Origin of the sequence: Polaribacter staleyi, from assembly GCF_038024045.1 — a bacterium.
GTDB lineage: Bacteria > Bacteroidota > Bacteroidia > Flavobacteriales > Flavobacteriaceae > Polaribacter > Polaribacter butkevichii.
In genome coordinates, this window is sequence record NZ_CP150665.1 from 88819 (window position 1) to 102104 (window position 13286).

At 31.3% G+C, this 13286-nt stretch carries 6 protein-coding genes; all 6 read left to right on the forward strand.

Annotated features, from left to right (window positions below; all coding sequences use genetic code 11):
• Position 1: 1 nt before the first annotated feature.
• The 6 genes from WHD07_RS00365 (at position 2) to WHD07_RS00390 (ending at position 13258) form a co-directional block, all read left to right on the forward strand.
• Complete coding sequence (locus tag WHD07_RS00365) at positions 2-1879, forward strand: alpha-amylase family protein (protein WP_343329572.1); 1878 nt, start codon at positions 2-4, stop codon at positions 1877-1879.
• A gap of 114 nt (positions 1880-1993) precedes the next feature.
• A complete protein-coding gene (locus WHD07_RS00370; protein ID WP_343329573.1) occupies positions 1994-3643 on the forward strand; it encodes an alpha-amylase family glycosyl hydrolase in 1650 nt (549 codons plus the stop codon).
• A 121-nt stretch (positions 3644-3764) separates the two neighbouring features.
• Positions 3765-6527, forward strand: coding sequence for a helix-turn-helix and ligand-binding sensor domain-containing protein (locus WHD07_RS00375; protein ID WP_343329574.1), 2763 nt, complete (start codon positions 3765-3767; stop codon positions 6525-6527).
• A 221-nt stretch (positions 6528-6748) separates the two neighbouring features.
• Entirely contained in the window at positions 6749-9751 is a 3003-nt protein-coding gene (locus WHD07_RS00380; RefSeq protein WP_105048238.1) for a SusC/RagA family TonB-linked outer membrane protein, read from the forward strand.
• 10 nt (positions 9752-9761) lie between these two features.
• Positions 9762-11246 (forward strand): RagB/SusD family nutrient uptake outer membrane protein, encoded by a 1485-nt coding sequence (locus tag WHD07_RS00385; protein ID WP_422897645.1) that lies wholly within the window; start codon positions 9762-9764, stop codon positions 11244-11246.
• An 11-nt stretch (positions 11247-11257) separates the two neighbouring features.
• Positions 11258-13258 (forward strand): carbohydrate binding domain-containing protein, encoded by a 2001-nt coding sequence (locus WHD07_RS00390; RefSeq protein ID WP_343329575.1) that lies wholly within the window; start codon positions 11258-11260, stop codon positions 13256-13258.
• Positions 13259-13286: the final 28 nt, after the last annotated feature.

A 13286-nucleotide genomic window follows, 5' to 3' on the forward strand; every position in this document is an offset into this window, starting at 1 on the left:
TATGAGAAAAATATACAGCGTTTTATCCGTATTAATTTTATCAACAGTAATTGGTTGTTCAAAAGAAAAAATATCAAAAAATAAAATGATGAGTACAAATCCACAGAAAAAAACAGTTGTTTATCAGGTTTTTACACGTTTATTTGGTAATACAAATACTACCAACAAACCTTGGGGAACTATAGAGGAAAATGGTGTAGGTAAATTCAACGACTTTACAGAAAAAGCATTGTCTGAAATTAAAGATTTAGGGGTTACTCACATTTGGTATACAGGGGTTCCGCATCATGATGTAATTAAAGACTATACAGAATTTGGCATTTCTAATGACGATCCAGATATTGTAAAAGGGAGAGCGGGTTCTCCGTATGCAGTTAAGGATTATTACAATGTAAATCCGGATTTGGCTGTAAATGTTGCCAATAGATTAGAAGAATTTGAAGCTTTAATAGCACGTTCTCATAAAGTAGGATTAAAAGTAATTATTGATATTGTACCCAACCACGTTGCAAGAAATTACCAAAGTTTATCCAATCCTAAAGGGACAAAAGATTTTGGTGCAGATGATGATAAAACAGTGGAGTATGATGTAAATAATAATTTTTATTATGTGCCCAATGAAGCATTTCAAGTACCAGATTTTTTAAATGGTTATTTGCCTTTAGGTGGAGAAAAAAATCCTTTATCAGATCATAAATTTGTTGAAAATCCTGCAAAATGGACAGGAAATGGATCGCGTGCTGCAAAACCACATTTTAATGATTGGTACGAAACTGTAAAAGTAAATTATGGCATTTCTCCAGACGGAAGAAAAGATTTTGATGAATTGCCACAAGGTTTTGAAAACGAAGATTATAAAAAACATTTTGCTTTTTGGCAAGATAAAAAGATACCCAATTCTTGGATTAAATTTAGAGATATTGCTTTGTATTGGACCGCAAAAGGTGTTGATGGTTTTAGATATGACATGGCAGAAATGGTGCCTGTGGAGTTTTGGAGTTTTATGAATTCTGCGATTAAAATGAAAAACCCAGATGCATTTTTATTGGCAGAAGTTTACAATCCGCATGAATATAGAAATTACATTAGAAAAGGAAAAATGGATTATTTGTATGACAAAGTTCAATTGTATGATACCATTAAACATATTATGCAAGGACACGGAATTACAGATCATATTGCGCCAATTCAAGAAGATTTAAAAGATATTGAGCACAATATGTTGCACTTTTTAGAGAACCATGATGAACAAAGAATTGCGAGTCCAGAGTTTGCAGGAGACGCCTTAAAAGCAAAACCAGCAATGGTAGTTTCTGCTACTATTTCTACGTCTCCAACCATGGTTTATTTCGGACAAGAATTTGGTGAACCAGGAGCAGAAAATGCTGGGTTTGGAACTCCGTCTAGAACTTCTATTTTCGATTATATAGGCGTGCCAACACTTCAGAGATGGGTAAATAACAAGAAGTTTGATGGTGGTCAATCTACGGATGCAGAAAAATCATTAAGAGATTTTTACAAGCGTCTATTAAATTTCACCATTACAAGCGATGCTTTGATGGGAGAATACCAAGACATTCATCATTTTAATCGTCAGCATACAGAATGGTATAATGAGAGAGTTTTGTCTTTTGTACGTTGGAGTGATGATGAAAAATTAATTGTTGTTTCTAATTTTAACGCCCATGATACCTATGGTTTTGACTTAGGTTTACCACAAGATATTATTGAAAAATGGAGCTTAAAAGATGGCGAATATCAACTAGAAGACCAATTGTATAAAGAGTATGCATCAACTTTAAAAGTAGAAAATGGTGAAGCTAGGGTTAGAGTAGATGTAAAACCTTTAGAGTCTTTTATATTGAAAATTAAAAAATAACATTTATGTATCCTACAAGGTTTTTAGAAACCTTGTAGGTTTATAAAATTAATAAATAAACACTTATAAGGTATAAAAAGACCTTGTAGGAGAAATTTAAATGGAACAATACTCATGAAAAAAATACTCTTCATATTCCTTTTAGCAACCGTTTTTAGTTGTAAAGAAAAATCATCAACAGAAAAAGTAACAGCACAAACAGTACAAAAAGAGTTTGTTTGGGAAGGGGCAAATATTTATTTTTTGATGACAGATCGTTTTAATAACGGAGACACAAGTAATGATATCAATTTTGATAGAACTAAAGAAACCGGAAAATTACGTGGTTTTAAGGGCGGTGATATTAAAGGGATAACACAAAAAATAAAAGAAGGGTATTTTACAAAACTAGGGATTAATGCTATTTGGATGACGCCAATCGTAGAGCAAATTCATGGAGGAACCGATGAAGGAACCGGTTTGTCTTATGGTTTTCATGGATATTGGGCAAAAGATTGGACAAAAATAGATCCTAATTTTGGAACCAAAGAAGATTTAAAAGAATTGGTTGCCCTTGCTCATAAAAACGGAATTCGTGTTTTATTAGATGCAGTAATCAATCACACGGGGCCTGTTACAGAGAAAGATCCTGTTTGGCCTTCCGATTGGGTAAGAACGAGTCCGCAATGTTCTTATGATAGTTATGAACATACCATTTCGTGTACATTGGTAAAAAATTTACCAGACATAAAAACTGAAAGTAATGATAATGTTACATTGCCGCCACAGTTAATAGAAAAATGGAAAGCAGAAGGACGTTATGAGCAAGAAGTGAAAGAATTAGAAGCCTTTTTTACAAGAACTGGGCATCCGAGAGCGCCACGTTTTTATATAATGAAATGGTTAACAGATTATATTACAGAATTTGGAATTGACGGTTATAGAGTAGATACCGTAAAACATACTGAGGAATTTGTTTGGCAAGAATTTAGGCAAGAATGTGACGTAGCGTTTGCCAATTACAAAAAGAACAATCCAGATAAAGTATTAGATACAAATAACTTTTATTTAGTGGGTGAGGTATATAATTATACAATTTCTGATGGAAAAGCCTTTCATTTGGGAGAAAAAAAGGTAAATTATTTTGACAAAGCTTTTAATAGTTTAATCAACTTTGAATTGAAATGGAATGTAAAACAAATGGCAGAAAAAGAGGTCTTTAAAAAATATGACACACTTCTTCAGGATACTTTAAAAGGATATGGTATTCTAAATTATATGACTTCTCATGATGATGGACAACCTTTTGATAAGGAAAGAAAAATGCCTTATAAAACAGCAACCATGTTGTTGTTAACGCCAGGGACATCGCAAGTTTATTATGGAGATGAGTCTGCAAGAAGTTTAATTATTGACGGTACTGTTGGTGATGCAACCCTACGTTCTTTTATGAATTGGAGCGCTATAGAAAACGAAAAAGAAACTCAAGATATTCTAAATCATTGGCAAAAATTAGGTCAGTTTAGAGCAAACCACCCAGCAGTTGGCGCAGGAAAACATCAATTAATTTCAGAAGAAAACGGTTTGGTTTTTTCAAGAGTAAGAAACGAAGATAAAATTATTGTCGGTATCGATTTACCAAAAGGAAGTAAAACACTTTCAGTTTCATCCGTATTTAAAAATGGAGATAAACTGAACGATTTTTATTCTAATCAAATGGTAACCGTTAAAGAAGGAAAAGTAACTGTAAATTCAGATTTTAATATTGTTTTATTAGAAAAGTAAGAAGATTAATTACCCATACAAAAACCATACAAGTGTTTCTTTTTTTATAAGTTTTACAATATTTAATGTAACTTAGTAACCAAACATTACTAAAACAGATATGTGTAGAACTTTACTTTTTTTGTTTCTTCTTTATATAGCATCAATTAGTTATGCTCAAGAGTTGCCGCCTATAAAAATATTTACACCAGAAAACTATAAAGCTCAGAACCAGAATTGGGGAATTGCACAATCTGAAGATAATTTAATTTACGTAGCCAATAATGGTGGTCTTTTAGAATATAATGGAGAGCACTGGCAATTGTATTCACATTATTCAAACCCAATTCTTAGATCCTTAAAAATTAAAAAAGATGTAATTTATACAGGGTCTTTTATGGATTTTGGTTTTTGGAAAAAAAACGATAAAGGTCTTTTAGAATATAGTTCTTTAGTAGAAGATTTAAAAATAAAATTAAAAGAAGGAGAAGAGTTTTGGGGCGTTAATTTTTATCAAGATTGGGTGCTTTTTCAATCTAAAACAAGAATCTATTTTGTAAATAGATTGGCCAAAGATGTTAAAATAATTGATTCTAATGAAACAATCTCAGGACTTTTTGTAATTAATAATACCATTTTTTTTCAAAAAAAGAACAAAGGGATATTTACGCTAGAAAACGGAGAAGAAAAGATGTTTTCTGATGCTAAATTTTTTAGAAACAATAAAGTTATTAATTGTTTTTATCATAATAAAGAGCTTGTCTTTTTATCCGAAGAAAAAGGTTTTGTTAGTGTAAAAGGGAATGATGTTGTATGGAAAGAAACAGATTTAAACAAAGAAAAATTTTCTGTTTTTAGTGCAATTCAACTAAAAGACAACAGTTTTGTATTGGGTACCATTTCTAATGGAATTATTTTTTTAAACTCAGAAGGAAAAATTACCTCTACGGTTAATAGAAAAAATGGATTAAGTAATAATACAGCTCTTTCTTTATTTCAAGATAAAACAGATAATATTTGGATTGGTTTAGACAACGGAATTAATTATATAAATATCTCTTCTGCATTTAAAATTTTTGAAGATGAAGATGGTGATTTAGGTACAGTATATACTTCGTTCTTTTTTGATAATGAGCTTTATTTAGGTACAAACCAAGGACTGTTTTTTAAAGACAAAGACTTAAAATATAAAATAATTAAAGGAACTGAAGGGCAGGTATGGTTTCTAAAAGAAATTGACGGAAATCTTTTTTGTGGACATGATAAAGGGACGTTTATCATAAAAAATAAAAAAATTAGCAGTACCATACCAGAACAGTTAGGAACTTGGAATGTAAAAAAGGTGCCCAATAATAAGGATATTTTAATTCAAGGAACTTACCAAGGTTTATCTATTTTAGAGAAACAAAACGGGGTGTGGAAGTTTAGAAATAAAATTGATGGGTTTAATATTTCTAGTAGGTTTTACGAATTTTATCAAGATAAATTGTACGTAAATCATGAGTTAAAAGGATTTTATGAGTTAAAAATAGATGAGAATTATTCTAAGGTGCTTCTTCAAAACAAAATTCATGTACCAGAAGAAGGTTATGGATCTAATGTTTTTTCTTTTGGTAATCATTTGTATTATTCTTCTTCTAAAGGGATTTTTAAAAAACAACCAACAGGAGGTTTTAGTAAGGATACATTGTTTACCAATGTTTTAAATGATATTGAAAATATTACAACTATAAGAAAGTTGCCAGAAAAAAAGAATACATTTTATAGTTTTTCTAATAATAACATTCTTTTTATTACTTCTAACAGTATTAGTTTAAAGCCGCAGGTAAAACGTATACCCATTGCTGCATCTATAAGAAACAATGTTTTAGGTTTTGAGAACCTAACACAAATTAGCGATAATAATTATTTAATAGGTACTTCCCGAGGTTATTTATTGTTAAATGATGCTATAGAAACTAAGCAACAAGATATAGCTATATCTTTTCAGAAGGTTCTTGTAAATAAAATAGATGATATAAAAACCAATTTATCATTAGCAGGAGAGGTTGTCTTAGAAAACAAACAAAATAATATTGATTTTTCTTACAGTATTTTAAAATATGATAAAATTATTAAAAATGAATATCAGTATCAGTTAGAAGGTTTGTCTAGTAATTGGTCTGATTGGTCAGAGAATTCTTCTCAGCTATTTGAAAATTTACCTTACGGAGATTATGTGTTTAATGTAAAAGGGAAATATGGTAATGAGATAACTGATGTTAAATCTTTTTCATTTTCTATAGAAAGACCTTATTATTTAAGTAACTTATTTTTAGTTTTTTATACATTATCTGTTGTTTTTATTATTGTAATGATAAATATTTATTACAGAAGAAGATACAAATTGAAAAACAAAATTTTATTAGAGAAAGCTCAGAAAGAACTAAAGTTAAAGGAGCTAGAAAATTCTCAGATAATAATGAAATTGAATAATGAAAAATTAAGAGTAGATATAGATAGTAAGAGTAGGGAGCTTGCAAGTTCTACTATGAATATTATTAAGAAAAATGATTTTTTAAATACCATTAAAACCAAATTGATAAACGGTGATGGAAAAAATACTTTAAAAGTAATTAAGATTATAGATAAGAACTTAAATAATTCTGATGATTGGAAAATGTTTCAAGAAGCATTTAATAATGCAGACAAAAACTTTCTTAAAAAAGTAAAAGATAAGCATCCAAATTTAACGCCTAATGATTTAAGGCTTTGTGCTTATTTAAGGCTGAACTTATCTTCTAAAGAAATTGCTCCTTTATTAAATATATCTCCAAGAAGTGTAGAGGTTAAAAGGTATCGATTAAGAAAAAAAATGGACTTACCTCACGACTCAAATTTAACCAACTACATCTTAGAAATTTAGTAACCAAACAAGGCTGTTTTTTACCTATACAATACCACAACAAGGTTAATATATCTTCTGTACAAGGTAATATTTAACATGTTTCTAAAACCTTATGTTTATTAAGAGTTTACTGTTTTTGCAGTGCTTTTTTTACGATGTATGTTTTTTGTTGTGGTTGTTTTTATCAATTTACTAATATGAAGGCTTAATTTTATACCACTAATAATAATTTTAAATTCATGAGAAAAAAAATCACATTATTACTCTTTTTATTTATCGGAATTTGTGTTTCGGCACAAACTATAAATGTAAAGGGTGTTGTTAAAGATGCTAAAACAGGAGATCCATTGCCTGGAGTAAGTATATTAATTAAAGGAACAGCAGTTGGAATTCAAACTGATTTTGATGGACTTTATAGTCTTTCTAAAGTAGATATAGGGGCAACACTTGTCTTTAATTATTTAGGATATGCTAAAAAAGAAGTAATTATTAATCAACAAACTGTAAACGTTTTATTAGAAGAAGCGGCAGAGACTTTAAATGAAATTGTGGTTGTTGGTTATGGTAAACAAAAAAGGAAAGATGTTACAGGTTCTGTATCTATTGTTGGAGAAAAAACATTAGATGCTTTAAAGCCTATAGACGCAACAAGTGCCTTGCAAGGTACCACTTCTGGTGTTGCTGTAAACTTGTCTTCTGGTGCTCCAGGTGCTAAGGTTAATATTTTAATTAGAGGGGTAAGTTCAAACACCAATAACCAACCATTAACAATAATAGATGGTTATCAAGGTGATTTAAACAGTATTAACCCTAATGATATTGAATCGATTACAGTTTTAAAAGATGCACAAGCCGCTATTTATGGTATAAAAGGAGCAAATGGTGTTGTTTTAGTAACTACTAAAATTGGTAAGAAAAATAAGAAAGCCACTGTAAGATATGATACTTATGCTGCTTTTCAACAAACTACCAAAAAGTTAGATTATTTAAATGCAACCGAGTATGCTTTGGTTTTAAATGAAGCGTATGCTGCAAGCGGACAAACAGTGCCTTTTGCTAATGTTGGTTCTTTAGGAAAAGGAACCAATTGGCAAGATGAACTTTTTAATGATGCTTTATTAATGAATCATAATATTAGTTTATCTGGTGGTGGAGAAAGTTTTAGATATCTTGTTAGTGCATCTCGTACAGAACAAGATGGTATTATTGCTAAAGATAAATCTAATTTTATTAGAAATAATATCAAATTAAATTTAGGGGTAGATATCAATAATAAATTAAACTTTTCTGTAATTGCAAACTACTTTACGAGTGCTTCTCAAGGTTTTGATGGATCTCTTTTATTTAATGGTTTAAATTATGCCCCAACTTTTGGTGTTGCAGAAAACGATACCAATAACTTTTTAGGGATAGAGGTTGTAAACCCTTTGTCTTTATTACAAAACACTTATGGTGAAAATAATGGAAACGGAATTGAAGGAAACTTTAAGTTAGAGTACAAACCAATAGAAGGTTTAAATGTAGTTTCTCGTCTTGGTTATAAAATTTATAACGAAAAACAACGCTCTTTTACACCAATACAAGATTATGGTTCTAGTAAAGTGTATAATAAAACACAAAGTTCTGTCTATCAGTATAAAACAACGTCAACAAGAGTAAATTGGGAAACTTTTGCAACGTATCAAAAAACATTTGCAGAAAACCATAACACAAGTTTTACTTTAGGTACAAGTGTACAAAATGATTTGTTTGATGGTATTTATACTACTGGTTTTGATGTGCCAAACAATTCTTATGATTTTGCAGATATCAGCTTAACAAATTCACAAAGCGAACAAAGAAGTTTAAATACTGGTAATGGAGATATACGATTGACTTCATTTTTTGGTAGAATTCAATATGATTATAAAGGTAAATACTTATTCTCTGGTTTAATAAGAAGAGATGGCGCTTCTGTTTTTGCAGAAGATCAAAGAGTAGATAATTTTTGGTCTATTACTTCTGGTTGGAAAATTTCTGATGAAAATTTCTTAAAAGATAGTGAAACTATTTCTTTCTTAAAATTAAGAGCAAGTTATGGTACTTTAGGAAACTTGGTGGGTGATAATTTATACAGGTCTTTATTAAATGGAGAAGGTGAATATGTGTTTGGTGGAAGTTTAGTAGATGGTACTGCGCAAGGTGCTTTATCTAATCCATCAGCAACATGGGAAACTGCACAGAAATTAGATATTGGTGTAGACTTAAATATGTTTAATGATAAACTTACTATTGTTGCAGATTATTTTGAAGAAACAAGAAAAGATTTATTAATAGAAAACTTTCCGGTTTCTGGTTTATTAGGTTCTGCTGCACCAGGAGGAGCAAACCCAACAGTAAATGCAGGTACTTCTAAAAACACGGGTGGAGAATTAGCTATTAATTATAAGGCAATTTCTAAAGATGATTTTACATTAAATTTTGGTTACAATGTAACCTACGTAAAAAATGAGGTAACCGAAGTTTTAGATGACGCCTTTGTAGAAGGAGGTAATTTTGCTGTCGGAAACCTTGCTCCTTCTAGAATGGAAGTTGGGCAACCAATTGGGTATTTCTTAGGCTTGCAAACAGATGGTATTTTTCAAACTCAAGCAGAAGTAGATGCACATCCTTCACAGTCTGGGTTAGGGGCTACTGTAACATCACCAGGAGATATTAGATATAAAGATATGAATGGAGATGGAGTTATAAATTTTGATGATAGAACTAATATTGGGAATCCGCAAGCAGATTATTATATGGGCTTTAATGTGTCAGCTACCTATAAAAATTGGGATTTTACAGCTTATTTATATGCAGAGTTAGGGAAAGATATGGTTAGAAACTTTGAACGTTTTTTACCAAATGTTAATAAACCAGCTTATTATTTAGATAGATGGACGGGAGCAGGAACAAGCAACTCTGTACCAAGACTTACAAATGACGCAACAAACAACAAATTGTTTTCAGATTTCTTTGTAGAAGATGCTTCTTTCTTACGTATGCAAAACATACAAATTGGGTATAATTTTGCACCAGAATTATTAGAAAAAGTTGGGGTGTCTAAATTAAGATTGTACACATCTATAAACAACTTATTTACACTAACAGATTACACTGGGTATGATCCTTCTATAAATGACGGAGCAATAGGAGCTGGTATCGATTCTGGGAATTATCCATCTGCAAGACAGTTTTTATTAGGCTTAAATGTTACATTTTAAAAAATAAAAGATGAGAAATTATAAACAAAAAATAAAATTAGGATTCATCTTTATGACAAGCTTATTTATTTTAAGCGCATGTTCTGATGATTACTTAAATAATTCTAAAATTTACGCAGAAGATTCTGAATCTTTTTTCAATTCAGAAACAGACTATTACAATGCTTTAGTAGCTGCGTACGACCCTTTACAATCTACATTTATCAATGTATTAATGGGAGAAATTGCATCAAACAATACTTTGGCAGGAGGAGAAAGTGCAACAGATGTACCAGGGTATCAACAAGTAGATGATATGACGCACACACCTGTTAATGATCAACTTCAAAATCTTTGGAGTTGGATGTATGGTGGTGTTAATAGAGCTGCATACATTTTAGAATTTCAAGACAAAACAGACTTTACAGGTAAAGAAGTTATCATTGCAGAAGCTCATTTTTTAAGAGCGTATTATAATTTTGAATTGGTAAAATGGTTTGGAGATATTCCTATTAAACCAGAAGGACGTTTCGTTTTGGGGGATGAAAAAACAATCCCAAGATCGCCAAAAGCAGATGTATATGCTTTAATAGAAGCAGATTTAGAATATGCAATTGCTAACCTATCTTATACAGCACCACAAGTTGGTAGAGCTACAAAAGGAGCGGCACAAGCATTGTTAGGAAAAGCATATTTGTATCAAGATAAATTTTTAGAAGCATCAACAGTTTTAGAAAATTTAATTCAGAATGGTCCTTATATGTTAGAATCTGATTATAATAAAATCTTTGAATTTGATGGAGAAAACGGAACGGGTTCTGTGTTCGAAGTTCAATATACAGATACTCAGGGAGCAGGTTTCGATTGTTTACAATGTAGTGAAGGGAATGTTGCAGTAGGTTTTCAGGGAATTAGAGGTTATGATGGAGATTTATTTACATCAGGCTTTAGTTTTAATGTACCTACACAAGAAGTGGTAGATGAATTTGAAGATGGAGACAATAGAAAAGAAGTAGCTATTTTAGATATCGATGCTTGGTCTGCTGCTACAGGTGCACAATTTACAACAGGTTATGAGCATACAGGTTTTTTTAATAGAAAATACCTTCCAAGAAAAAGAAGTGCAGAAGCTGCAGGAGATTTAAACATAACAAACCCTAATAATTATAGAGCAATTCGTTTTGCAGATGTATTATTAATGGTGGCAGAAGCTTTTAATAGAAGACCTAATGCAGATGATGCTAAAGCTAAAACATACTTAAATAGAGTTAGAGAAAGAGCTTTTGGTAATACAGATCATAACATAACAACAACAGGTACTAATTTAACTGCGGCTATTTATCATGAACGTAGAGTAGAATTAGTTGGAGAAGGTCATCAGTTTTTTGACTTAGTAAGAACAGGAAGAGGAACTCAAATACCAGGTTTTACAACAGGTAAAAATGAGGTGTTTCCAATACCTGTAGAAGAAATACAGTTTTCTCAAGGAAATTGGTCACAAAATGATAAATATTAATATTTATAAGGATGAAGAAAATTAAAATAATATATAAAGCATTACTATTATTACTAATAATTAATGCTTGTGCAGAAGATGATAGAAGTTTAGACTTTTTAGATACTATTGCTGCGCCAACTAGTGTGGCTGCGAGTTATAATTTATCTCAAGATAATTCTGGGTTGGTAACAATTTTACCAACGGCAGATGGAGGGGCTTATTTTGATGTTTCTTTTGGAGATGCAACTCCAGAAGAAAAAGGTATAGAAGCAGGTAAAAGTGCTCAACACACTTATGTAGAAGGTACTTATACTATAAAAATAGTAGCTTATAATACCAAAGGAGATACAACAGAAGCAACGCAAGAATTAGTCGTTTCATTTAAAGCTCCAGAAAATTTAGAGGTTACTTTAGAGAATGATGTAGCCGTTTCTAAACAAGTAAATGTTACTGCTACTGCAGATTATGCTGCTACTTTTGAGTTTTACTCAGGAGAAGATGGTGTTACTCAACCAGTTTTAACAGGTAATATTGGTGATGTAATTTCTTATCAATATCCAACAGCAGGTATTTACTCTGTAAAAGTTATTGCTAAAGGTGGTGCTGTAGAAACAACAACATATACGGAAGATTTTGAAGTAACAGAAATTTTAGTGCCAATTGTTGCTGCACAAAAACCTGCAACAAGAGATGCGGCAGATGTAATTTCTATATTTTCAGATAAATACACACAAACTACCGTAGATTCATTTACTACAGATTGGTCTTCTTTAGCTTTACAAGAAGTAATTACAGTAGATGCCGACAATGTTTTGGCGTACAGAGATTTAAATTATGCGGGTATAATTACAGAAGCTTCACCAATAGATGCATCATCAATGGAGTTTGTTCATTTTGATATTTGGACTTCGAATGTAGATACCTTTAAATTGAAATTTGTTGACTTTAATGGTACAGGATATAATGATGGTGCTGATAATATTGAGTTTGAAGTAGAAAATACAATTACAGAAAAAGGTAAATGGTTAAGTTTTAATATTTCTTTATCAGAATTTACAGGAGTTCCTTTTTCAGATATCAACCAAATAGTTATTGCTGCAGCACCACAAGGAACCGTATTTTTAGATAACTTTTATTTCTATAAAGCAAGTACAAATACACCTGCTTTTGATGATGGTTTATTAACCAATGGAGATTTTGAAAACGGAAGCGATGCTTGGTTAATTGGTATTGATGATAGTTCTTCTGCGCCAGTAGTAACAGATGCAGGTAATACTTATTACTCAGTAAACGTAACTGCTGCAGGTCAACCTTATGATGTAAATACAAGTCAGAAAGTAGAAATTATTCAAGGAAATACCTACACATTAACTTTTGATGCTTGGTCAGACGTAAATAGACCTATAATTGCAGGTATCGGTTTAAGTGCAGATCCTTGGTCTAATGATTCTAAAACGGTAGATATTACACCAACAAGAACAACCTATTCTGTTACGCTATCTGCAGCAGAATTCGGAGCCTCTAATGCAAGAGTTATTTTCGATTTAGGTGCAGCAGTAGGTATGGTAAATTTAGACAATGTATCGCTTATTATAGGTACAGGAAATATATTAGTTAATGGAGATTTTGAAAACGGAAGCGATGCTTGGTTAATAGGTGTTGATGATAGTACGGCTGCTCCAGTTGCAACAGATGCAGGTAATACCTATTATTCTGTAAATGTAACAGCGGCAGGTCAACCATACGATGTAAATGCAAGTCAAAAAGTAGAAATTATTCAAGGAAATACCTACACATTAACTTTTGATGCTTGGTCAGACGTAAACAGACCTATAATTGCTGGTATTGGTTTAAGTGCAGATCCTTGGTCTAATGATTCTAAAACGGTAGAAATTACACCAACAAGAACAACCTATTCTGTAACATTATCTGCAGCAGAATTTGGAGCCTCAGACGCAAGAGTCATTTTCGATTTAGGTGCAGCGGTAGGTATGGTTAATTTAGATGATGTTTCATTATCTAGTAATTAAGTAAAACAATTATTTACTTGTAACGTAA